The organism is Pseudomonas sp. NFACC45, assembly GCF_900113505.1.
Classification (GTDB): Bacteria; Pseudomonadota; Gammaproteobacteria; order Pseudomonadales; family Pseudomonadaceae; genus Aquipseudomonas; species Aquipseudomonas tehranensis.
This window is the reverse complement of the sequence record NZ_FOPO01000015.1, coordinates 100798-124055: the sequence shown is the minus strand read 5'-3', so window position 1 is coordinate 124055 and position 23258 is coordinate 100798. Positions and strand designations below refer to the sequence as shown.

The 23258-nt window shown below is 59.3% G+C and carries 17 protein-coding genes; 8 read left to right on the top strand and 9 right to left on the bottom strand.

Features of this window, described 5'->3' with window-relative positions:
* Window positions 1-11 precede the first annotated feature (11 nt).
* The 6 genes from BM132_RS25165 to BM132_RS25140 are packed head-to-tail and all read left to right on the top strand — an operon-like array spanning window position 12 to window position 10189.
* On the top strand, window positions 12-800 hold the full coding sequence (locus tag BM132_RS25165) for a YfaP family protein (protein ID WP_092459505.1): 789 nt from the start codon (window positions 12-14) through the stop codon (window positions 798-800).
* A gap of 30 nt (window positions 801-830) precedes the next feature.
* Window positions 831-2540, top strand: coding sequence for a DUF2138 domain-containing protein (locus tag BM132_RS25160; RefSeq protein WP_092459503.1), 1710 nt, complete (start codon window positions 831-833; stop codon window positions 2538-2540).
* A complete protein-coding gene (locus BM132_RS25155; protein WP_092459501.1) occupies window positions 2525-3184 on the top strand; it encodes a DUF1175 domain-containing protein in 660 nt (219 codons plus the stop codon). The genes BM132_RS25160 and BM132_RS25155 overlap by 16 nt, the downstream gene beginning before the upstream one ends.
* On the top strand, window positions 3181-7749 hold the full coding sequence (locus BM132_RS25150) for an alpha-2-macroglobulin family protein (RefSeq protein ID WP_092459499.1): 4569 nt from the start codon (window positions 3181-3183) through the stop codon (window positions 7747-7749). Before BM132_RS25155 ends, BM132_RS25150 begins: the two co-directional genes overlap by 4 nt.
* A gap of 1 nt (window position 7750) precedes the next feature.
* Complete coding sequence (locus BM132_RS25145; RefSeq protein WP_092459497.1) at window positions 7751-9370, top strand: DUF2300 domain-containing protein; 1620 nt, start codon at window positions 7751-7753, stop codon at window positions 9368-9370.
* Between the two features lie 3 nt (window positions 9371-9373).
* Window positions 9374-10189, top strand: coding sequence for a YfaP family protein (locus tag BM132_RS25140; protein ID WP_092459495.1), 816 nt, complete (start codon window positions 9374-9376; stop codon window positions 10187-10189).
* A 147-nt stretch (window positions 10190-10336) separates the two neighbouring features.
* Here the strand turns inward: BM132_RS25140 and BM132_RS25135 are convergent, their stop codons facing one another.
* From BM132_RS25135 to BM132_RS25110, 6 genes are all read right to left on the bottom strand, one after another.
* Window positions 10337-11269 carry a phosphatidate cytidylyltransferase gene (locus tag BM132_RS25135; protein WP_092459493.1) on the bottom strand — a complete coding sequence of 311 codons (933 nt, stop codon included), beginning with the start codon at window positions 11267-11269 and terminating at the stop codon, window positions 10337-10339.
* 1 nt (window position 11270) lies between these two features.
* A complete protein-coding gene (locus tag BM132_RS25130; RefSeq protein WP_092459491.1) occupies window positions 11271-11891 on the bottom strand; it encodes a lysophospholipid acyltransferase family protein in 621 nt (206 codons plus the stop codon).
* A 215-nt stretch (window positions 11892-12106) separates the two neighbouring features.
* Window positions 12107-12562, bottom strand: coding sequence for a hypothetical protein (locus BM132_RS25125; protein ID WP_092459489.1), 456 nt, complete (start codon window positions 12560-12562; stop codon window positions 12107-12109).
* On the bottom strand, window positions 12552-13895 hold the full coding sequence (locus tag BM132_RS25120; RefSeq protein WP_092459487.1) for a phosphatase PAP2/dual specificity phosphatase family protein: 1344 nt from the start codon (window positions 13893-13895) through the stop codon (window positions 12552-12554). Before BM132_RS25120 ends, BM132_RS25125 begins: the two co-directional genes overlap by 11 nt.
* Window positions 13895-15652: a bifunctional alpha/beta hydrolase/class I SAM-dependent methyltransferase gene (locus BM132_RS25115; protein ID WP_092459485.1), complete on the bottom strand. Its 1758-nt coding sequence runs from the start codon at window positions 15650-15652 to the stop codon at window positions 13895-13897. The genes BM132_RS25120 and BM132_RS25115 overlap by 1 nt, the downstream gene beginning before the upstream one ends.
* 10 nt (window positions 15653-15662) lie before the next feature.
* Window positions 15663-16286 carry a CDP-alcohol phosphatidyltransferase family protein gene (locus BM132_RS25110; RefSeq protein ID WP_092394712.1) on the bottom strand — a complete coding sequence of 208 codons (624 nt, stop codon included), beginning with the start codon at window positions 16284-16286 and terminating at the stop codon, window positions 15663-15665.
* Between the two features lie 700 nt (window positions 16287-16986).
* Here BM132_RS25110 and BM132_RS25105 point away from each other — a divergent pair.
* Together BM132_RS25105 and BM132_RS25100 are read left to right on the top strand one after the other, a co-directional pair.
* Window positions 16987-18261 carry a glycoside hydrolase family 68 protein gene (locus BM132_RS25105; RefSeq protein WP_092459483.1) on the top strand — a complete coding sequence of 425 codons (1275 nt, stop codon included), beginning with the start codon at window positions 16987-16989 and terminating at the stop codon, window positions 18259-18261.
* A 559-nt stretch (window positions 18262-18820) separates the two neighbouring features.
* Window positions 18821-19180: a DUF6124 family protein gene (locus BM132_RS25100; protein ID WP_092459481.1), complete on the top strand. Its 360-nt coding sequence runs from the start codon at window positions 18821-18823 to the stop codon at window positions 19178-19180.
* Window positions 19181-19312: 132 nt separating this feature from the next.
* On the opposite strand, the gene BM132_RS25095 is transcribed toward BM132_RS25100, so the two are convergent.
* The 3 genes from BM132_RS25095 to BM132_RS25085 all read right to left on the bottom strand — a co-directional run bounded on the left by BM132_RS25095 (window position 19313) and on the right by BM132_RS25085 (window position 23206).
* Window positions 19313-21184 carry a DUF2075 domain-containing protein gene (locus BM132_RS25095; protein WP_092459479.1) on the bottom strand — a complete coding sequence of 624 codons (1872 nt, stop codon included), beginning with the start codon at window positions 21182-21184 and terminating at the stop codon, window positions 19313-19315.
* Window positions 21185-21208: 24 nt separating this feature from the next.
* The gene (locus tag BM132_RS25090; protein ID WP_092459477.1) at window positions 21209-21592 is read right to left on the bottom strand and encodes a nucleotide pyrophosphohydrolase; all 384 of its coding nucleotides are present in this window, start codon (window positions 21590-21592) and stop codon (window positions 21209-21211) included.
* A gap of 144 nt (window positions 21593-21736) precedes the next feature.
* Window positions 21737-23206 carry a hypothetical protein gene (locus tag BM132_RS25085; protein WP_092459475.1) on the bottom strand — a complete coding sequence of 490 codons (1470 nt, stop codon included), beginning with the start codon at window positions 23204-23206 and terminating at the stop codon, window positions 21737-21739.
* Window positions 23207-23258: the final 52 nt, after the last annotated feature.

The following is a 23258-nucleotide window of genomic DNA, read 5'->3' as shown; positions in this document are numbered from 1 at the left end:
AGGAGGCATACATGCGTTTTCTTTCGTTGTTGATCGTGCTGACGGGCGCGCCGCTGGCGTGGGCCGAGCCTGCCGCCGAGCTGTCGGAGCCCGTGGGCGGCTGGCGCTACAGCGGCTTGCTCGATCGCACTGAGAACCCGCGCGTGGCCTATCCCACACCGCCCATCGACCGAGGCGTGCAGCGCAATCGCACGATGATCGAAGGCCGGCTCAAGGCCATGGGCACAGCCCGTGCGCCCCACAGCCTGGCGGTCAACGGCAATCCACTGAATCTCTATACCGACGACGAAGGGCGTTTCGCCCGGCCGTATGCCTTTGGCGCTGGCTCCAACAGCGTCGAAGTACGCAGCTCCGCAGGCCAGTCCCTCAAGCGCGTGCAGTTCTATGAAGCCAACAACCAGCGAACCCCGGCACAGATCCGCGTGGTGCTGGGCTGGGACGATCCCAAGGCCGAACTGGACCTGCACATCGTCACCCCCGACGGTCAGCATGCGTTCTTTGGCCGGCCGGCGTTGAGCAACGGCGGCGGGCTCGACCCCGATGGCGTCGATGGCCCTGGTCCCGAGATGTTCACCATGACCGCACCGATGCACGGCACCTACCTGGTCTACGTGAACTACTGGGGTAACTACGGCAACGGTGGCTACAACTTCGAAGAAACCAGCAACCAGAACGAGGTGATCACCTCGCAGATCAACCTGGTGCTCAACGAAAACACCGTCGATGAAAAACGCGAAACCTTTGTCGTGCCCCTGCGCGCCATCGGCGATCTGTTGCTGGTCAAGACTTTCAACTACTAACGCTCCACGGATGAACAGGCCCTTGTGAATATGAGCGACAACACTGCTTCCCCGACCGCACCGGCCCCCGCCGCCAAACCCGCGCGCCGCTGGCCGGCGCTGCTGATCGGGCTGTGCCTGGTGGCCGGTGTCGCTGCCGGACTGGGTTGGTTCATGACCAAGCCCAAGGCGCCGCCGATGGAACTGGCCCTGGAAAAACTCGGCCTGAGCCGCCCCGATGGCCTGCTCGAGGCCCATTCCCTGAGCCAACTGCCCAAGGACTTGCTGGCGGTGCCGTTCCTCAAGGCCACGCTCACCGAAGATTTCGTCTTCTATTACGAAACCCATGCCGACCGCCTCGGGCTGATCGGCAGCCTGCGGCGGATCATCTACGAGCATGACCTCAAACTGCAGGACAGCCTGATCGAGCAGCTTTTCGACCAGCCGGCCGACGTAGCGCTATGGCGCGGCGCCGATGGGCGGCTCAAGGATTTTTTGCTGGTGATGGATCGCGGTGGCCTGGCCAAGGTGCTGGAGCCGCTGGCAAAAGTGGCGCTGGATGATTCACAGCTCAGCCAGCTCGGCGAGATGAAAGTCGCCGGCGACGTGGTGCCGGTCTATCAACTCACCTATAACGCCAGCAAAGCCCTGGTGTTCGCTTCCCATGGCGACAAGCTGGTGGTGTTGTCCAATCCGACCAGGCTCTACGACCTGGGAAGTGGCCCCACCGACGAACCCGGCATGGTCTCGACCCAAGCCCTCGAAGCGTTGCTGGCCGGTGAAAAGCTCTTCCCCGAAGCCTTCGGCCTGCTGCCCAAGGCGCCTGAGGTCAAGCAACGCATCTCGGTCAATGCCAGCGTGCTCGCCATGGGCTACCAGCGATTCATCCCGAACTTCGCCGGGTTGCGCTTCGATATGGACGACAACGGCTGGCACAGCTTCCTGGCCATGGACGAACTGGAAGACCAGCCAGACTTCGACTTCAAGCCCATCTGGCAAGCCATGCCCATGGGCGCCAGCGCCTGCGTCGCCTTGCCTCTGGCCGCCGAACAACAGAAACCGTTGCTGGTGAAACTCGGTGCCGACGACAGCGCGGCCCAGACCATGATCGAGCACATGGCCGGCGCGGCGGGGCTGTGCTGGTACGCCGATTCACGGCTGTACACGCCACTGCTGGTGGCGAACCTGAACGATGACGGCGGCAAGCTCGATGCCGACCTGGGCAACCTGTTCGGTTCGATGGTGGGCGCCTACGAAAACAATGTCGCCGAACATGCGTTTGCGGTTGTTGAAACACAGGAAGGCCCGATGCACCGCTGGCAACGTCAGGTCAGCTCCAACTTCGGCCCTTACCCGGCCAAGGAGGCCGCGCAGCCCGAGGCGATCACCGGCAAGGCGTTCATGCAAGTCAGCCTGGCGCGGCACGGTTCGACCCTGCTGTTTTCCCTTGACGACAAACTGGTGGACAAGGCCCTCGGCACCCTCGACAAGCGCTTCCCGCCCATGGCCGACGTGGTGCCCAAGGACCTGCTGATGCCGGTCTACTTCGGCCCGGATGCCATGGCGCAACTGATGCAACGCGAAACCCTCGACAGCTTGCCCCAGGACATGGAGCCGGTGTTCTACAACGCCGCGCAAACCTACCTGATTCCGAAGCTGCGCACCCTGGGCGGCTACGGCAAATACGCTCTGACATTGCCTGAAGGCAGCGAGCCGGACGGTCACTGGCAGTGGTTGCCACTGGAATGGAAAGCGCTGTGATCGGGTTGATCCCTCGCCCCGGATGGGTGTTGATGCTGGCGCTGCTGCTGGGCGGGCCGGCGTTTGCCGCTCAGACAGCCTCGCTGGATTTACAGCAATCGAAGGTCTTTCGCGCCTGGTTCGTGCGTATCGCCCAGGAACAACTGACCAGAGGCCCAAGCCCACGCTGGTACCAACAGGACTGCGCCGGGCTGGTGCGCTTTGCGGCCAATGAAGCGCTGAAAGTCCACGACCAGAAGTGGTTGCGCAGCAATGGCCTGTCCAATCGCTACCTGCCGCCAGAGCTTGAGCTCAGTGACGCCCAGCGACGTCTGGCCCAGCAATGGCAACAGGGCGGCGGCAAGGTCGGGCCCTACGTCAACGCCATCAAGCTGATCCAGTTCAACAGCCATCTGGTGAGCCGGGACGTCACCCAGGCCCGTCCGGGCGACCTGATGTTCTTCGATCAGGGCGATGACCAGCACCTGATGATCTGGATGGGCCGCAACATCGCCTATCACACCGGCACCACCACCCCAACCGACAACGGCATGCGCTCGGCAAGCCTGCAGCAACTCATGAACTGGAAGGACACCCGATGGATACCCGACGCAGCCAACCCCAACTTCATCGGCGTCTATCGACTCAACTTTCTCTCCCAATGACCGGTGCCCGCATGCTGCGCTTGTGTTCAAAATTGCCCCTGCTGTTCGCCTTGTTGCTGGCGCCCATCGTCCATGCCGAAGACACGGTTGAGCCCAGCGGCTACACACCGTTGGCCGGTGAAAGCTTCTTCCTGCTGGCCGACAGCAGCTTTGCCAGTGACGAGCAAGCCATGGTCCGCCTCGAAGCGCCGGGTCGCGACTATCGGAAATTCCGCATGGAGCCTTACGGCGGTGCCGATATCCGCGTGTATCGCATCGAAAAACCGCTGGATTTCCTCAAGCGCCAGAAGAACCTGCACCGGGTGGTCAGCGACGGCCAGTTCAAGGGCGAAGGACTGTCGAACACCCTGGCGTATCTGTGGGACAACTGGTACCGCAAATCCCGTCGGGTGATGCAGCGGGCGTTTTCCTACGAGTCCCGGCAGCAAGTCACCGAACAAGTGCCGGAACTGAAAATGGGCAGCGCCATCGCCGCACCGACGCCCTACGATGCGCAACCACAGTTCGCCTTGATTCCGGGTTTGCCGGTGGTCAGCCAGTTCCGTTATCCGCTGTGGCAGGCCAAGCCGATCCAGCCGCCAGCAGGGGTCAACCTGGCGGGTTCGTCGAGTGAATTCATCAGTGTCGCGCCAGGCAACGTCTACGTGCCGCTGGGCCAGTTGAAACCGGGGCTGTATCTGGTCGAAGCGCTGATCGGTAAATACCGGGCTACCACCATGGTCTTTGTCTCCAACACCGTGGCGGTGAGCAAGATCGCCGGGGACGAACTGCTGGTCTGGGCCGCGCGTAAACACGAAGGTCGTTCGGTGCCCAAGGTCAACGTACTGTGGACCGACGGCCTGGGCGTGATGAGCAGCGGCGCCACCGATGAAGACGGCTTGCTGCGCCTCAAGCACGTCAGCCCGGAGCGTTCGTTCGTCATCGGCGAGGACGAGGAGGGCGGGGTATTCGTCTCGGAAAATTTCTACTACGACAGCGAAATCTACGACACCAAGCTGTTCGCCTTTACCGACCGGCCGCTGTATCGGCCGGGGGACTGGGTATCGCTGAAAATCGTCGGCCGTGAATTCAAGAATGCCCGGGACTCGGTGCAACCGGCGGCCGCTGACGTCAATCTCAGCGTGCTGGATGCCACCGGCACCGAGCTGCAAACCCTGGCGCTGAAACTGGACGCCAAGGCCGGTGCCCAAGGCCGTTTCCAGTTGCCGGAAAACGCCGTGGCCGGTGGTTATGAGTTGCGCTTCAGCTACAAGGACCAGCTCTACAGCAGTGCCTTTCGCGTAGCCGAATACATCAAGCCGCACTTCGAAATCGCGCTGAACCTCGCCAAGCAGGATTACCGCACCGGCGAGCCGGTCAAGGGCGCTCTCGTGCTGCTGTACCCGGACGGCAAACCGGTGGCCAACGCCAAGGTGAGCCTGAGCCTGCGGGCCCAGCAACTGTCGATGGTCGATAACGAGCTGCAATATCTGGGGCAATTCCCGGTGGAGCTGACCAGCAGTGAAGTCACCACTGATGCCAAGGGCAACGCTACCCTCGAACTGCCGGCCGCCGACAAACCGAGCCGCTATACGCTCACTGTGTTTGCCAGCGATGGCGCGGCGTATCGGGTCAAGACCACCAAGGAAATCCTTATCGACCGTGGCGCGGCGAATTTTCGCCTGAGCGCACCCCAGCGTTTCAGCGCCGCCGGCGAGAACGTCTCGTTCAGTTACACCAACGAGAGTGGCACCGCGCAAAGCAACGCCGTGACGCCGGGCAGCTACGCCTGGGTGCGGCTGGAAGACCAGAGCACTGGCGAAGGCAAACTGGCGGCCAAGGACAAAGGCTTCAGCCTGACCTTCGAGCGCCCGGGCACTTACAACCTGACGCTCAAGGATGACCACGGTCGAGTGATTGGCGCCAGCGGCCATTCAGTGACCGGCGAAGGCATCAAGGCCGTGCCGGGCACGGTCGAGATCGTCCTCGACAAGGCCCAGTACCAGGCCGGTGACGAAGCCCTGGCGCTGATCACTTTCCCGGAGCCGGTCAGCGATGCGCTGTTGTCGCTTGAGCGAGACAAGGTCGAGGCCACGGCGCTGCTGTCCAAGGGCGGCGACTGGCTGAAGATGGAAAAGCTCAGCGACACTCAATACCGCGCGCGCATCCCGGTGAAGGACGCTTTTGCGCCAAACCTGACCTTCTCGGTGCTGTACACCAAGGGCGGCCAATACAGCTTCCAGAACGCCGGTATCAAGGTGGTTGCGCCGCAGATCGACGTCGCCATCGTGACCGACAAAGCCACTTATCGGCCTGGCGACACGGTGACCGTTGACCTGAGCACCCAGTTCGTCGGCAAGGCGATCCCGGCGCACCTGACCGTCAGTGTCGTGGATGAAATGATCTACGCCTTGCAACCGGAAGTGGCGCCGACCATCGATCAGTTTTTCTACCATCCGCGTCGCAACAACGTGCGTACCAGCGCCAGCCTGTCGTTCATCAGCTACGACGTGGCCCTGCCGGGTAGCCCCGGTGCGCCGGGCAAGGCCAACCGCAGCGAGCGCGGTGTAAAAGTGCTGGAGCGGCCTCGTCGGGAAGACGTCGACACTGCCGCGTGGCAACCGGAACTGGTCACCGACGCTAACGGCAAGGCCCGTTTCACCTTCAAGATGCCGGACTCCCTGACTCGCTGGCGTATCACGGCCCGGGCCATCGCCGACGACGGCCAGGTGGGGCAGAAAAAGCAATTCATCGGTTCAGAGAAACCGCTGTACCTGAAGTGGAGCGGCCCGACCCGGTTCCGCAGCGGTGACAAACCGCAAATGGGCCTGTTCGCTTTCAGCCAGTCCGAACAGCCATTGAAGGCCGAGTTGCTGATCCGTTACGCCGGTACTGAACAGCGCGTGGTGGCGGACCTGAAGCACGGCATCAACTACGTGGCGCTACCGTCTCTGGAGCTGAGCAACGGGGACTTGAACGTGCAGTTGCAGGTGAACGGTGAAACCCAGGACACCCTGGCCGTGCAGCTCAATGCCATTGGCAACGGTTGGCAAGTCATCCAGAGCCAGCGCCTTGACGTGGCGAGCGGCGACACACCGCTAACGCTGCCGCTTGATGCCAGCGATATCAGCCTGCGCCTGGACGACAGCCCGCAAGCGCTGTTCCGTTCGGCCCTGGATGACTTGTTGAGCTACCCCTACGGCGGCGTCGAACAAACCGCCAGTCGTCTGCTGCCATTGAGCATCGCCTACCCGACCCTGGCGGCGAACCCGCAGGTTCGCGATCGCTTGCGGCTGATCATGCAGAACAGCCGCCTGCGCCTGGTACAAATGGCCGGGCCAGCGGCGGGCTTCACCTGGTGGGGCCAGGTGGGCGAACCGGATGCGTTCCTCACGGCCTATGCCTATTACGCTGACTGGCACGCCAGCCAGGCCCTGGACCTGAGCCTGCCGCCGGAGCACTGGCAGCGGGTGCTGGAGGTCTACGCCAAACAGGCCGGCGATACGCCGTTGCTGCAGCGTGTGCTGATCCTGTCGTTCGCCAAACAGATGCAACTGCCGGTGATCACCTTGCTCAGCGGCTTGATGGACGATCTGGCGAAAGCCGGCGAGGGCAGCGGTTCGAGCGTGATGGACAGTGGCGAAGACAGTCTGGTCATGAGCGCGCCGGATTCGGCCCTGGGCCTGGCCAGCGCGCGCGTGTTGACCGCTTCCCTCGCCAGGCAGGTGAAGGTGCCGCTGCCGGAGGCCTTCAGTCGGCAACTCGACGCCGCACAACAGCAACTGGACGTCAGCTCCCAGCCGTTCGTCGAGGCCTTGAGCCTGTCGCTGCAAAGCTTCGATCAGGCGCGTGCCAAGGCCTTGCTCGAACGTCTGCTGCCGCAGCAATCCACCCTTGAGCGGGCCCTGGCCTTGACCTGGCTGCAACGCAGCATCGAACAGGCTGCGCCCGCCGTGGCACTGACCCCGGGCGAAGGCTGGAAGGCCCGGCAAGGCGTCACCGGTGAAACCTACTGGCAATGGCAGGGCGCGCAGCTACCGACCCTGCTGACCCTCAGCGGTGCCGAGGAGCGCCCGCTGCAGGCGGCATTGAGCTACCAGAGCCAGCAAGCGCCGGTGGCGCCGATGGCGGTGACCATCACCCGGCGCTTGTCTCGTCTGGTGCCGGGCGACGAGGCCTTCACCTTCAAGCTCGAAGCCGTGGGCAGCAAGCCGCTGTCCAGCGACAGCCTTTATCTGGATGAAGTGATCATCAACAGCAAGGCGTCTACGCCGCTGCGCTACGGCATGCTCGAAGTGCCGCTGCCGCCGGGTGCCGATGTGGAGCGCACCACCTGGGGCATCCAGTTGCTGGGCAAGGCCGGCAGCGAGCCGACTGCCCTGGAAAAGGCGCGCTTCGAGCCGGGCCAGATGGGTTACGCGGTGCCGCTGGACGCCCTCAGTGGCGAGCTGCGCCTGCGGCATCTGGTGCGCTTCTCCCAGAAAGGCCAGTTCACCTTGCCGCCGGTGCGCTTCACTCAGGTCTATGCGCCACAGCATCAGGCTCGGGAACAGAAACCAGCGCTCGGTCAGGTCACGGTCAACTGACATGCGCAGACCTTGGGTCTGGTGGCTGTTGTGCTTGATCCCTGCGCTGGCTACAGCGCAGGAGGAGCCGTTGCGCCTGGCCTTCGACGACCAGTTGCTGCGAGTGAGCCAGACCCAGGTGCTGGATCGCCAGCCATTGCCCGAGTTCTTACAGGCGCCGTTGGGCAGCGTGTGGAAGCTGTTTGTCTACGCGTGGCTGGTGGACACCGGCGCTCGCGAACCGGTTTATGAATGTCGCGGTGCGTCCAAAGAGGAAGTTTATTGCTGTAGCGCCGGGCAGAGCATCGGTCGCGATCAGGCGTTGGTGAAATCCTGCGGCCTGTATTTCGAGCCGCAGCGGCTCGGGCTTTCGGCCTCGAACTGGCGTGAGTACTGGCAGGCCCGCCAAGCGCCGTCGTGGCTGCTTGACCTGCCGAGCCTGCAACCGCAAAAACAGGTTCGCGTGGCTGAACTGCTCAAGGCACTGGCGATGCTGCCGGCTCAGGATCAGGCTCGCCGGGTGCTGCTGGACGTAGTGCTCAACGCAGCGGATGGGCGTCTCGTCGGCCAATTGGGCAGTCGTCTGCGGGTCAAGACCTGGAGCTGGCTGGGTGAGCAGGACCCGTCATCGCGCCAGGGCGGTTTTGCCGGTTGGCTGGCCGACGGCACGCCGGTGTGGGCCGGTGGGCGTGGCACCAGCGAGCAGATATTGAAGGCCTACGGTGATGGATTGGCGGCGGCACTGCCGTCCCGTTGGCCGGCGGAAACGGGGCGATGCGTGGAGGTGGACCTGTTCGCCCGGTATCCCCTGCAACGGGTGATGGCCGGTGACCGGCCGGCCACCCCGGGTCCGTTGCGCGGCGATTATCGTGTCGAATTCGCCAACGGCAACCAACTGGATATCCACAGCGACGGCGAGCTGTTCCTGCTGCCCGGCAAGTTGGTGGCGCGACTGGATCGCGAAGAGTACGTCGCCCGGGTCCTGCAGCGTGAAGCCAAGGCTGAGCCCGCCGAAGCGGCCAAGGCCCTGGCCGTGGCGATCCGTAGCTACCTGCTGCAAAACGCCCAGCGCAACGGCGATTGCCTGAGCATCGATGACAGCAGTCATCGCCAGCGCGTCGCCCCGCGTCCGGCGACGCCGCAAACCCGTGCCATCGCTGCCTGGACCAGCGATCTGGTGCTGGCCGGCACCGACGTCACCTACCACTCGGACCAAGCCGGCCCGGACAAACTGTCCTGGGCGCAAGCGGTAGAGCAAGCCAACGCAGGCCAGCGCTACGACGCCATCCTGCTGCAGGCCTACCCGCGTGCCAGCCTCAGCCGCTGGGACAATCCGGTGGCGTCGTGTGAAGCGCTGCCCGCCGCCCAGGACTGGCTGTTGAAACAGCGACGCGGCTGGCGCCCTCGGCTGGCAGGTGAGGTGGGGTACAACGAAATCAGCGCTTTCGCCGTCTGCCGTGTCGCCTTTGGCCGGCCCTATGTCGACCGCGAACGCCGGCGCATCTACGTGCGCGGTGTGCTGTCGCTGCAAGACCGCCTCGATCTGACCCACGAATACTTGCACCTGGCCTTTGAAGCTCACCCCAACGGTCAGGACGAAACCTACATCGAAGGGCTTGCCCGTCATCTTTTGCTGGAATAGACCATGACACTCCGTTATCCACAGGCCTTGCTGTTGCTCTGCGCTTTGGCCGTGTTGCCGCCAGCCATTGCCGGCGAAGGCATCAAACTCGACACCCCGGTCGGCGGCTGGCGCAGCGGCGCGCCGGGCGGTGAAGGCGAGAGCTTCAGCCAGACCGTCAACTACCCGGCTTCGTCGGTCAACACGCCCCAGGGCCAAGCCAATACCGCCCGCATCAGCGGCCAGATCAAAGGCGCGCCCAAGAACAGCAACGAGCCGGGCAAACTCATCATCAACGGCGTGACCCTGCCGCTGAAACTCGACCCGGAAGGTCGCTTCGACCGGCCGTTCTCGTTCCCCAACGGCAGCAACAGCGTCGAAGTGCGCAGCCCTGACGGCCAGCAACGCCACCGCACCCAATTCCTTAACACCAGCGGCGGCGCCACCCCGGCCAAGCTGCGGGTCTTGCTGACCTGGGACAGCGACGGCACCGACCTGGACCTGCACCTCGTCACCCCGGACGGCGCCCACATCTGGTACGGCGACCGTGTCGTGCCCAACGGTGCCGCGCTCGACGTCGACGTCACCACCGGCTACGGCCCGGAAATCATCGCCATGCCCGCGCCGATCAAAGGCCAGTACCTGGTGTACGTGAACTACTACGGCGGCGGTTATCGCAGTGACGAGGACGGCGAGCAACAAGCGGCACAAGCCCTGACCACGGCGCAGATCACCGTCATCACCGAAGAGGGCACGCCAAGCGAGAAGATGGAAACTTTCGTGGTGCCGATGCGCACGGCGGGGGAGTTGATGTTGGTCAAGAGCTTCAGTTACCCCTAAGGCGCCGTCAGCAAGATGTCAACCTGGGGGGCTGTGGGAGCGGGCTTGCTCGCGAAGGCGGTGCATCAAGCGACATCAATGTTGACGGTGCCGCCGTCTTCGCGAGCAAGCCCGCTCCCACAGGTTAATGCGTGTGCCCCGACGTTTTCAGGTCCACCAATAGCGCACCAGATGGAAGAAAATCGGTGCGGCGAAGCAGACTGAATCCAGCCGATCCAGCATGCCGCCGTGGCCTTCGATCATGTGCCCCCAATCCTTCACGCCACGGTCGCGTTTGATGGCCGACATGACGATCCCGCCGGCAAACCCCAGTAGGTTGATCAGCAAGGCAATGAGAAACGACTGCCAGGGATTGAAGGGCGTGATCCACCACAACGCGCCGCCGATCAACGAGGCCAGCAGAATGCCGCCGACAAAACCCTCGACGGTCTTCGACGGTGACAGGTTTGGGGCGATCTTGTGTTTGCCGAACAGCTTGCCGCACACGTACTGCAGCACATCCGACAGCTGCACCACGATCACCAAGTAAGCGATCAGCAGCAGGTTGCGCCCTTCAAAACCGGCGATGTCCAACGTCAGCAGCGCCGGCACGAACGAGATGCAGAACACCGCGATCATCAGCCCCCACTGGACCTTGGAAGCGCGCTCCAGAAAGTGCGTGCTGTCGCCGCCCAGGGACGCGAGGATCGGCAGAAGCAGGAACACGTACACCGGGATAAAGATCGAAAACAGCCCGTACCAGTCAAAATAAATCAGCAAGTATTGCAGCGGCAGTGCCAGGTAAAACGCCGCCACCAAGGCCGGATAGTCGCTGCGCCGGGTTGGTGTGAGGGTCAGGAATTCCCGCAGGGCGTAAAACGACACGGCGTAGAACAGCAGGATGACTGCCGCGTTGCCCAGCCAGAACGCCGTGCCGATCACCAGCACCATCACCCACCAGGCGTTGATCCGCGCGTTGAGGTTGTCGATGACCGAGTTCGGCGCGCCTTTGGTGCGCAACTTGAGAATGAAACCAATCACCGAGGCCAGCAGCAGAATCGCGCCGATCCCGCCAAACAACATCAGGGTATGTCTATCCATGTCAGACGTGCTCCGGGGCCAGTGCCAGCAGCGCGGCGCGGCTGCGTTCAAGAAATTGCGCTTTGCTTTCATCTTCTTCGATGCACAACGGCGCGCCGAAACTGGTGGTGCACAACAACGGCAGAGGCAATACGCGGCCCTTGGGCATGACGCGGTTGAGGTTGGCGATCCACACCGGAATTACCTCGACCTCGGGGTGGCTTTTCATCAAGTGATAGATCCCGCTTTTGAAGGGCAACAGGCCGTCCTCCGGGTTGCGCGTGCCTTCGGGGAAGATGATCAGCGAATCACCGTTTTCCAGGGCGTCGAGCATCGGCTGCAACGGATTGTACGAAGGGTCCTTGCGCTCGCGGTCCACCAGCACGCCGTTGAACACCCGGTTGATGATGTAGCGGCGCAGCGGGCTGGTCTGCCAATAATCGGCGCCCGCCACTGGCCGGGTAAGCTTGCGCAGCGCCGGCGGCAGCGAGGCCCACAGCAGTACGAAGTCGCCGTGGCTGCTGTGATTGGCGAAGTAGATCCGCTGCACCGGTTGCGGCGCGCAACCGAGCCACAGGCTGCGAGCCCCCGTGACCATGCGGGCGGCGGAGGTGATGAGGCTGGCGACCACGGGTTCGAACATGAGGATTCCTTGTCCTGAGAAACATAAACATAACTGTGGCGAAGTCGCCTGCTCCCGCTGGACCCTGTAGGAGCTGTCGAGCGAAGCGAGGCTGCGATCTTTCCACTGCCCATTGAGTCGAGAGCAAAAGATGAAGATCAAGATCAAAAGATCGCAGGCTTCGCCAGCTCCTACAGGGGCCAGCGGGAGCAAGCTCCCTCGCCACAAAAACCTCCCTAGATACCTGAAGCTAACCAGGGACTGGCCAGGATCAAGCCCAGCGTCAAGACCACTTGCGTGGCCAGCAACAACGACTGGCGGCGCAGCAGCAACAACGCGCCATGCCGGCGCTCGGTCCAGAGGCGACCGCTGCGTTCGACCGGTTGCAGGCCGAGGGCGGTGAGGGCTTGATCCAATGTATAGGTTCGTTCGGCCAGCGATTGGGTGCTGTCCGCCATGCGCTGGAACAGGTCGGCATCAAACGCCACGCGTTGCGCCCAATACTTCTGCAGCACGCCAAGCATGAATATCACGACGCTAAAGCACAGCAGCCACGGATTGACGCTGCCGACCAAAAGTTGAGCCAGCCCCAGCAGCGCCGCCAGCAGCGTCAGCCCGGTGGAGAGCTGATCCAGCGAGTGACCCCGGCGCAACAGGCTCGCCACGGTGTGGAGTTCCATATCACTGATCATGGTCATTCCTCGTGCTTGTGGATAACCGTTCCAACGCCCGACGGTGCGCTGGATGCAAAACAACGTGCGGGCGGGCCCGCTGGATTTGGACGATGGCCGCATCGACGCTGGCGGCCCGGCCAGTGTGCAACAACCACGCGGCCACGGCGCTGGCGCTGCGCGAATAACCCAAGGCGCAGCAGACCAGCAGCGGCCCATGCTGACGCAGGTTCTCGATCATCCGTGCAGCCTCCAGGCACTGCTCGGCACTGGGCGCGGTCAGGTCAAGCACCGGCAACGTGCGATAGGCGATCCCGGTGCTGTCCATGGACATTTCCGCGCAAAGGTCGAGCACGCTGTTAAACGGACTGTCCTTCAATTCCATCGGCGTGGGAATGCGCCCCAACCAGACGTTATCGGCCACCTGATCCGCCTGCGGATGCTTGCGCGTCCACCATCGCGAATTGATCCACGCCGCCGCCAGATAAGGCGCCAACAACCAGCGCACCGCCGGGCTCAGCCGGCCATCTTCACGTTTCTGAAACCCACTCGCACCGAATGCCAGGTAATTGAGTGCCACCATCAGCAGCGCCACCGCCGGCCAGATCAACCAGAGCCACGCGCCACCCCAGGCAAACGCCGGAATGAAAAACACCGCAGCCCCTAAACCATAGCGCAAAGCCAATCGCAGACGCGCCGGGTCTGCGCTCAATCGCGCTGTTTTCAGCGGACTGGGCCGATCCAGCGGCCACAACCAGACACACAACCACCCGGCCAGCACACCGGTGGGCAGGTCAATAAAGTGATGTTGATAGGTGGTCAGCACCGACACACCAATCAGCGCGAACCAACCGTGCATCAGCCAACGCCAGAGCCCTTGCAGATGCCGCTGATAACACACCCACAGCACCACCAACAGCGCGATGTGCAGCGACGGCGCCTGATTGAACGGCTTGTCGAACCCTGCCAGCACGTCGAACAGCCAACCGAACAGCCCATCCATTTCCGGCCGGGCGAAGGTGAAACGCAACGGCCAGAGCAGAAAACAACTGACCGCAATCGCCTGGGCCGTGAGCAGGCGCAAGGCGTGGCGTTTGAGTTCTTCGCGGCTGCTGGGCAACAGCAGCGACAGGCCGTACAGCAGATCAATCGACCAATAGGGCACGATGGTCCACGCCATGAACGGCATCTGGCTTTCCCAGCCGAACACCAGACTGCCCACGTCATCCCGCTGGGACGTCACCCAAGTGGCGAAGCCATACGTGCTGAAAAACAACGGCGCCAACAACAGCAGCCACAGCACCGCCGGTTTCAGCAGGCCGGGCTCGCGAGCGGGGGCGATGACGGCGCTCATCACTGCACGCGCTGAGCCAGCGAAACGCTGAAGATGCCCCATTCATCGACCCGCAAGGTGATCTTGCGGAAACCCGCCGCCTCCACCAGTTGATCCATCTCCGCCTGCGTGCGTCGGCGCATTACCCAGGCCTGCCCGGCGCGGTGGCTGGTGAGGGCGCGGGCGATCAGCTCCAGTTGCGGGTGCCACGGCTGCCCGGTGTAGACCAGGAACCCGCCGGGTTCCACCGCTTCGGCCAGGCCGGCGAGGGAGTCACCGACCATCTGATTGTCGGCAAACAACTCATACAAACCGGACACCACCGCAAGCGTCGGTTTCGGCTCCAGCGCCGCCAGATCCGAGCGATCAAAGGCGTCGCCTTTGACGAACTGCGCGATATCGCCCAGTCCTTTTTCGAGGATCAACGCACGGCCATCGCGCACGTTGATATCACTGTAGTCGCGCAGCAGGATCGACTCCGGCAACGGACTGACGCCTTGCAGCGCTTCGAGAATGTAACGGCCATGGCCGGCGGCGATGTCGACAATACGCACTTCACGGTCCTGCTCGCGCAACGTGCCCATGGCCAGGCGCAGCAGCTCCTCGACGTGCAACTTGCGCTGACGAATCCCGCGCCAGCCGATGGAGTTCAGGTAGTTTTGGTCAATCATCCGCCCCAGGGCCGAGGTGCCGGTGGGGCGATTGCGGTAGACGTAATCCAGCGTGCTGCCGGAGTCGAAGCCGGTGTCGAAACCCAGCTTCACTCCAGCCGACAACTTGCTGCCAAAACGCATGCTGGCGCGGGTCATGCGCCAATACAGATCGCGCAACGAATTGTGTGGCAACGGCATTGCCAAGGCTTCGGACTCGGCGCACGTCGCGCCCAGGCGATCGGCGTCCAGCAGGGAAGGGCGGTCCAGCGGGCGGGCAAAGTTTTGCAGAATGAACCGGCGGGCACTGGCGATGGCCGGCGCGCGGCTCTTCTCGCCGAGGGTGTCGTGGAAGAACCCCGGCAGAATGTGTTTCTCCTTGTGCACACTGCCCAGCCGCTCGAAGAACTGCTCCTGGGGTTTGCGCTGCACCACAAAGTCGGAACCGGAAATCAACAACTGCGTCGGCACCTGGATCGCCTGGGCATCGGCCACCACCCGGTCGGCCGCTTCGTACAGACCCAGCAGCACATTCACCGAAATCGCCTTGGTGATCAGCGGATCGCTGTCGTAGGACGCCACCCGCTCCGGGTCATGGCTGAGGAATTTCGCCTTGACGTAACTGTTGACGAAAAAGTTGCCGCGAAACCGGCGCATCAGCGCCAGGCCCGGGCGGGCGAAGGGCACGTAAAGCTTGACCTTGAACGCCGGCGACGCCAGCACCAGCGAGCGAATGCGCGGCGCGTAATCGTGAACCCAGGTCGACGCAATCACCGCCCCGACACTCTGCGCCACCACGGCGATGTTCTGCTCGTCGATCTGGTGAGTTGCGCCGATGTGATCGCAAAAGGTCTGCACATCCCGCGCGCTGGTGGCAAAGCTTGGACTGTCGCCGCGCGCACCCGGCGACTGGCCATGGCCGCGCGCATCCCAGGCAAAAAAGTCGAAGCCGGGCAAATCCAGTTCATCCACCAGATGGGCAATGCGCCCGGAGTGTTCATGGCCGCGATGAAACAACAACACCGCCTGACGGGGCTCACCCGGCGCCGCGGCGACGGCCGGCCAGTGCCGGTAAAACAAGTCCACGCCGTCAAAGGTGGTAAACGTCAGTTCCTGGGCTTCACGCATTGCAACTTCCTTATGCTGAGGGAGCGTTTTCCGTCACTTGATTCAGGCCATGACGCACCCGATTGACCAAGGTATAAACCAGCAGGGCGGCCACCACCGCCATCACACCATCCACCCATCCGGCGCCGAGCCAACCCAGGGCAATCCCGGTCGCCAACACGCCCAACACAAAGGCGCGATCACTCTTGCCCATCGGCCCGTCATAGCGCCGCGAAGCCCCGACCATCGCCCCCAGCACACCGGCGTATTCGCTGAACAACGCCAACAGCGTGACCAACAACACCAGCAACAGACTGGCATCGGCAAACAGGGCAAAAGGCAGGATCAAGGCAGCGTCGGCGATGATATCGCATAGCTCATTGAGGTAGGCGCCCAGATGCGATTGCTGACCGAACTCCCGGGCCAACATGCCATCCACCGCATTCAACGCCATGCGCAAAAGCATCCAGATCGGCACCAGGATGAACACCCAAGGATGACTGGCAAACCACGCAACCACGGCCCCCACCAGCACCGAGACAATACCGGCGAGCAAGGTGACCTGATTGGCCGTGACGCCCTTGTCGTAAAGACGCTGGACCACCGGGCGCAGCAGGTTCTGGAAGGCGGGTTTGAGCTGGTAAATCGAAGGCATGGGAATGGAATCTCGGCCGGTTACGGGGCAGGGCTTGTTCAGCTGCGAGATTACGATAGTTGGGGTTTGGCTGGAGGGGTAATTCTCCAGAATGCGCGCAGGTAGGCACATTTGGCAACGAATCTACCGGTGGATAAAGAACCCCTGTGGGAGCGGGCTTGCTCGCGAATGCGGTGGGCCAGCCACCATTGATATTGACTGACCCACCGCATTCGCGAGTAAGCCCGCTCCCACAGGATTTGTGTTTCAACTGAATCCACATTGGCCGATGTCACAAGAGCAGTTGGTGGTGTGTCCATTCAGGATCAAACTACGAAAATCCTGTGAGAGCGAGCCTGCTCGCGATAGCGATACACCAGTCAACATCAGCCCCACTGATTCACCACCTCGCGAGCAGATCACGGCGATCCGCTCCCTCCATGCATTGCCCTCCCATTGCGCAGTTACGCGCGCCTTCCACCCATCAGCGATTCAAAGCACCGAGCGTGCAGGCAACGTCGCCGATCTCCCATGGAACTAACTTCTGCAAACGTTCAAGGCTGAAACGTATCAGCTCCAAGAAAAAATCAAAATATGCACAAATGCATTTTTTTGCTTGACCCGCATAGGTGAGCCTCTATAAGGTGGTTTCACTGTATGCGCATACAGTATTTCTAAAGCATTATTTATTTGAATCCATTCATGGACGAGGCAGTAACTTATGAAAGCCAACACTGAAAAATTTGGTGTAACCCCCAATCAACCCAGCCTTTGGACCCGCGCTGATGCGTTGAAAGTCCGGGCGGACGATCCCACCACCACTCAGCCGCTGGTCAGCGCGGATTTCCCGGTATTGAACAACGACGTGTTCATCTGGGACACCATGCCCCTGCGCGACTTGGACGGTAACGTGACGTCCGTCGATGGCTGGTCGGTGATCTTCACGCTGACGGCCGATCGTCATCCAAACGACCCGCAGTACCTCGACGAGGACGGTAACTACGACATCCTCCGCGATTGGAACGATCGTCACGGTCGGGCAAAGATGTACTACTGGTTTTCTCGCACCGGCAAGAACTGGGAATTCGGTGGCCGCGTGATGGCCGAAGGTGTTTCGCCGACCGCCCGCGAATGGGCCGGTACGCCGATTCTGTTGAACGACCGCGGTGAAGTGGACCTGTATTACACCGCCGTCACCCCGGGCGCGACCATCGTCAAGGTGCGCGGCCGGGTCGTGACCACTGAACACGGTGTCAGCATGGTCGGCTTCGAGAAGGTCAAGCCGCTGTTCGAGGCCGACGGCAAGATGTATCAGACCGAAGCCCAAAACGCTTTCTGGGGATTTCGTGACCCATGGCCATTCCGCGACCCGAACGACGGCAAGCTGTACATGCTGTTCGAAGGTAACGTGGCCGGTGAGCGCGGCTCGCACAAAGTGGGCGAGGCAGAAATCGGCGATGTGCCACCGGGTTATGAAGATGTCGGCAACTCCCGCTACCAGACCGCCTGTGTTGGCATCGCCGTAGCCCGCGACGCGGACGGTGACGACTGGGAAATGTTGCCACCCCTGCTGACCGCCGTGGGGGTCAACGACCAGACCGAACGCCCGCACTTCGTGTTCCAGGATGGCAAGTACTATCTGTTCACGATCAGCCACACCTTCACCTATGGCGACGGCGTGACCGGGCCGGACGGCGTGTACGGTTTTGTCGCGGACTCGCTGTTCGGCCCTTACGTGCCACTCAACGGATCCGGCCTGGTGCTGGGCAACCCGTCCTCCCAGCCATTCCAGACCTACTCGCACTATGTGATGCCAAACGGCCTGGTGACCTCCTTTATCGACAGCGTACCGACCGACGAAACCGGCACGCAGATTCGTGTGGGCGGCACTGAGGCACCCACGGTGGGCATGAAAATAAAAGGGCAGCAGACGTTCGTGGTGGCTGAGTACGACTACGGTTACATCCCGCCGATGCTCGACGTCACGCTTAAGTAATACCTCTTCGCGACTGGCTGCAAGGATGCAGCCAGTCGCGCTCCCGCCAACCCTATTTTTGAAACGCCTGACGTGTCGCCATTTTTCGATTTCGGCGACACGTTCTGTCGTCATGTCGCCAGCAGCGACATATGCATACACGTCCCTCTGTGGGAGCGAGCCTGCTCGCGATGTCGGCGCAGCAGCCAAATAGATCAGCAGCCTACAGACCAATCAGCAGCTCGACACAACCCCAACACCCACCCGACACCGCCTTGCGCCATTGCCTACAACTACGCCAGAATCCGCCGGCTTGTGCGCCTTGGGTCACGTCGGTAGTTTGAATCCGTCACTGCTCATCAGTGATCGGGTTTCGCAGCCCGGACTCTATAGGCGCACAACGTCACCTTCGAAAGCAGATCGCCCATGTCTGTGATTTCGTCAGAGGTGGCTGTGCGTGGGAGACCTTCGGGTCTGCCGGTCCCTAGAGTCCCGGTCTGCGAACCCGCGTACAGCTGCCACCCCATACTTCGTTTCGCAGCGAAGGGTGGTAGCTCCAACAGACTCTAGGAGTTTTACCATGGTCAAAATCACACCGAACCCGCCAATTACAGACGAAACCGTGTCTCGTGTTCAGTCTGCTCGTGACAAGAAGCTTGATGATGCTGCTACCCGCGCTTTGGATTTTTATCTAAAGCCTACGCCGAAGAAAGAAACGTCTGACAAACCCGACACCATCTTCCGTATTGCACCGGATGTTGATTCGGAATGTCTGCTTGCCAATCTCAGTGAAAACCTGGCTTCGGCGAATGCCATGATCAGTGATTTGGCGTTTGATCTTGAGGGATCGCGACGGCGTGTTGCGATGGGGATTTTGCAGGTGATTGAGGTGAGTGAACTGTTGGCGAATCGGGCTTTGGATATTGTTGAGGTGAGGTAGAGCGGGGCGTTAACTGCATTCTTGCGTAAAAAAAGGTCTTGCCTGGCAAGACCTTTCAATAAAGAGCTCAGAAACGACGCGTGCCCAGATTGTCCAACAACCTGTTGGATAATTGTCCAATTCAGCAGGACCTCAGCGTGGACGACAATCGGCAAGCCGACTCTCAAAGTATTGGGCCGTCTCTTGGTCGGTACAGTACAGGTAGCACCCTTTCATCCCTCGGGTCATCAGGGTCCGATACGTGTTCTTGATGATCAGATCCGTCTCCTTCTGGGCAAAATCAGGCTGCTCTTTCATCAGTTTCTTCCAGCCTCGAATTGATTTGTCGTACTTGTCTCGCTTGTGCGGCGATGTCAGCACTTTCCCGTCACGGACAATCAAGTCCGGTCCGATGATCACTCCTATATAGTCGACTTCCAGTCCTTGGCAGGTGTGGATACAACCAACCTGCTCGATGGAGTTTTCCGCGATTATCCATAGGCTGCCGTCCTGATCCAGATTCCATTGGCGTGCGTAGTCATCGCCGATCACGATATCGGAAGCCTTGGAATCTTTTTTGCTGAGCCAAGGCCAGCAGTAGCCCGCGACAACGCGAGCTTTGTTTCCCTGGTTTTTCTGCTCAATGGCCGCGTGCATCGCCTGAGGGGAGTTGAACACCTTGAACTCATACTCGCTGATATCAAGTAGCGGATTGGCGGTCGGTCGAATAGCCAATACGTCATCCAACCACGCTAGATAACCATCAGAACCGCTGCAACGGAACTGAGAGGACAGTGTGTATTCCTCCACGGTTGCGCCTTTGGATTTCGCAAAGGTACGAATAGCCTGCTTACTACCAATGTCGCTCAAGGTCACGCGCTGATCTTCGTCGATGAAGAAAATCGAGCATTTCGAAGAGTTGATCAGTTCCTTGATTTGGTTCTCGCCCAGGTTTCCATACAGACCGCTTTTTTCATTGAGCCGGTGAGCTTCGTCAACGATCAGAGCGTCGAACGTGTTGGGCTCAGTTTCGATAAAGGCACCCGAGCCAGAAAAGAAATTGGAGAAATGGCTGCGTTTGATCGTACCAACGAGTTTGCTTTCATACACCTTGCGAGGCGCTGCGTTTTTCGAGACGTATTTGCTCAGCAGCTTTAACGCGGTGAGTCTTACCAGCAAGTTGATCGCCAGAACAGTTTTTCCGGTCCCTGGACCGCCCTCAATGATCAGCACCTTTGGCGCTGCTATGGACGCTTCACTCGCCGCGACGAGTGCTGACTCGAAGACTTCTTTCTGATCGTCAATCAACACAAACTCAGGTTTGCCATCCATAAGCCCGGTCAACGCTTCGGCTAGCGCTTTGGATGGCCGAATTTTTCCGTTGGAGAGTTCGTAAAGAACCTCCTTGTTGTCACCGTGAGTGATGTGTTTTTTCAGGAAGGTCCGTAGTTTACTCAGTTCCTCGGGGCCTTTGAGGAACAACGGAGCTTTACTTGTATGGGCTTCGTAGTGAGCAGAATCGATGACGCCGTCACTGACATAGTTGTGCAGATAGGCGCAGGGGCGGATTTCGATGCTTTTGTCATATACCGCTTCATTGAAGCCTTCCAGCAGCGCTGCGTACGACCATACTTGGTAGGAGGGGTGAATGGTTTCAACGAGACCGCCACCCAAGGCGGTTTTGACAATCGCGTCCTTGGTGGTTGCGCTCGCCTTGCTCCATTGCTTCAGCTCGATCAACACGGCTTTCTTTGCTTGGTTTTCATCGCGACCAGTGAGCAAAAAGTCGATGCGTTTCGATGATTGCGGGATATGAAGCTCGATGGCCAAGCCAGCGTTGCTGGGGAGGTCATCATCTCGAAGCACTTTGGCCATGTACGTCAGGGATCCCTGCCATGACCTGATTTCTGATGCGCCAACCTTCTTGCCTGTGGCTTCCTTGAAGTGCCTGAGGATCACTTCTTCAATGTCGTCGTTATCGTTGTCTTTTAGGAATTGCTGTTTGGTCGCAGCGTAAACGATCACAAGAGATCCTTAGGGCACTGAAGGTCAGAGTTGGTCGTACTTTTTGCTGGTGCTTTTGGCTTTATCAACGGGGTATTTCTGGCCGTTCAGAGCAAGCTTATTCGTGACTGCTTCGTTGAGATCGACTCCGAGCACGCTACTCAGGCGGACCAGGTACATGAGCACGTCGGCTAACTCGTCCTTCACGGATTGGGCTGTCTTAGGATGCTTAGCGGCAGCCAGTGAATCGGCTTCGCTCATCCATTGGAATACCTCGCAAAGCTCACCTACCTCACCTGTCAGGGCCAGCAAAAGGCTCTTGGGCGAGTGGAACTGCTGCCAGTCGCGGTCATCCGCAAAGCGTTGGAGCGATGCTGCAAGATTTGCCACATCAATTAATTGTTGGGATGTGCCGTCTGTCTTGTCCACCAGGTTGGCCTCTTGATTGACAATTGAAAAATGACCAGTCGGTCATATCAGAGATGTAGAGACGGATTGTAAGATGTTTCCCTTATCGTGGTAGGTTTTTTCGTAAGAGCTTCAATGCATGCACCAATCCTAGGATGGAGACTCCTATGAAACCTTGGATGCAGATTCTTTAGGAGATGCATCGATTAGAACTATGTGTTTGGTATTGGATAACCCGTTTTTTATCAATATACGTCTGACTTTATCTGCTTCAGAAGAATTAAAGTATAGGATTGCCATGATTGGTGGATTCTTTGATCGCGCAGCATCACTATAAATTTTTGCTTGATTTCTTATGTTTTTTTCCATGTGTGAGTTTTTGGCTAGTTTGAACTCTATTATGGTTTTATCGCAGCTGCCGTATGAGACTAAAAAGTCGGCGGGTCCGCGGCCGTTGTTAACTTCGGAGTCTGAGCTAAACTTAGAAGCAAACCACGTGAGTTTGAACATGATTTGCAGATCGCTTTCTCTTGAAATTGGGATGCCTTTGACATAAAAAAGGCGATATCCGTCTTGTTTCTCAATTACATGCTTTAAAAACTGAACTCTTTGCATTCCTGCTTCATAGCTGTCCGGTTCTGAGTCATAAAATGATGTTTTATCTAGAAGGTCTATAAGTTGTCGCAGTTGTTCCTGGAATAGTTTCTGAGCGATAAGGACCTTTTCTAGGCTTGAAGCACTGGCGGCTTCCTTATGCGACTCCCTTATTCCTACGTATACATCCATTAAATTAGGGTACTGATGTATCGTCTTTTCGTAAGCGATTGCTTGCTCTTCTTTCGTTGGGTCGGCGGGCATGACTCTTGTAAGATATAAGTTTATCTGGTCTCGGATTTGATCGTTAGGGACGCACGAGACTACATGGCTAAAGTCTTCTAGGAATCCTTTGTGGGAAATCCATGCTTCATCTTTTGTGAGTATGTCAATTGGTGTTAATAGTACGTATTCTTTCCTATATTTAGGTAGCGTATATTGCTTCGATCTCCATGTCTCCGTATGGTAGTTAAACTCAGCTTTTGGAATGGTGAACTTTTGAGTTTTCTCAGGCGGTATATTTTCTATTGTGAACTTTTGTGTGTACTCAGCGAGAAAGCCATGAATTAAATTGCAAGTAAAGTCGCTAATTTGATCTTTTCCTACTCCATGCTTTACTAGCGTCAGTTTTCCGAGGTGGGTGGATCCAGAAGCCTCGTTGCCAAAGTCTGAAAAAATATCTCTGAAGTTGTTCTGAAGCGATGTAGCAAATGATGGACCGAGTCCGCGGCCACTGTTCCCAGTTCTGCTGAATCCAAGCCAATTCTGTTTGACTTCAGGGAACAAATACCATGCCTTGATTAAGCCTGAGGGGAGTTGTAATGCGGACTTTTTTTTCAAAAAAAGCATATAGTTTATTATTTCAGAATGAAGCTTTCTAAAAGTATCGTCTTCGCTGTTAAAAAGCAGGAACGGGTCGACAAATAAAGGTAGGTCGTTTATGAGTGAAATATTAAATGCACCGTAGTTTTCTACCTGCTTAGGTAGTACGTCAAAGAAGTCAGAAAAATAAATTCTAAGCTGATGTTTTGGGTTTTTCATGTGAGCCTCAATTAGCTTTCGACAATTTTCTGATATTATCTGATGGGGTTTG

Bases quoted from the DNA above. Each gene is read 5' to 3' on its own strand.
- BM132_RS25100 (WP_092459481.1), top strand. From the start codon at position 18,821: ATGGTCAAAATCACACCGAACCCGCCAATTACAGACGAAACCGTGTCT.
- BM132_RS25135 (WP_092459493.1), bottom strand. From the start codon at position 11,269: ATGGATAGACATACCCTGATGTTGTTTGGCGGGATCGGCGCGATTCTG.
- BM132_RS25140 (WP_092459495.1), top strand. From the start codon at position 9,374: ATGACACTCCGTTATCCACAGGCCTTGCTGTTGCTCTGCGCTTTGGCC.
- BM132_RS25150 (WP_092459499.1), top strand. From the start codon at position 3,181: ATGACCGGTGCCCGCATGCTGCGCTTGTGTTCAAAATTGCCCCTGCTG.
- BM132_RS25160 (WP_092459503.1), top strand. From the start codon at position 831: ATGAGCGACAACACTGCTTCCCCGACCGCACCGGCCCCCGCCGCCAAA.
- BM132_RS25120 (WP_092459487.1), bottom strand. From the start codon at position 13,895: ATGAGCGCCGTCATCGCCCCCGCTCGCGAGCCCGGCCTGCTGAAACCG.
- BM132_RS25105 (WP_092459483.1), top strand. From the start codon at position 16,987: ATGAAAGCCAACACTGAAAAATTTGGTGTAACCCCCAATCAACCCAGC.
- BM132_RS25085 (WP_092459475.1), bottom strand. From the start codon at position 23,206: ATGAAAAACCCAAAACATCAGCTTAGAATTTATTTTTCTGACTTCTTT.
- BM132_RS25155 (WP_092459501.1), top strand. From the start codon at position 2,525: ATGGAAAGCGCTGTGATCGGGTTGATCCCTCGCCCCGGATGGGTGTTG.
- BM132_RS25115 (WP_092459485.1), bottom strand. From the start codon at position 15,652: ATGCGTGAAGCCCAGGAACTGACGTTTACCACCTTTGACGGCGTGGAC.
- BM132_RS25110 (WP_092394712.1), bottom strand. From the start codon at position 16,286: ATGCCTTCGATTTACCAGCTCAAACCCGCCTTCCAGAACCTGCTGCGC.
- BM132_RS25145 (WP_092459497.1), top strand. From the start codon at position 7,751: ATGCGCAGACCTTGGGTCTGGTGGCTGTTGTGCTTGATCCCTGCGCTG.
- BM132_RS25125 (WP_092459489.1), bottom strand. From the start codon at position 12,562: ATGATCAGTGATATGGAACTCCACACCGTGGCGAGCCTGTTGCGCCGG.
- BM132_RS25165 (WP_092459505.1), top strand. From the start codon at position 12: ATGCGTTTTCTTTCGTTGTTGATCGTGCTGACGGGCGCGCCGCTGGCG.
- BM132_RS25130 (WP_092459491.1), bottom strand. From the start codon at position 11,891: ATGTTCGAACCCGTGGTCGCCAGCCTCATCACCTCCGCCGCCCGCATG.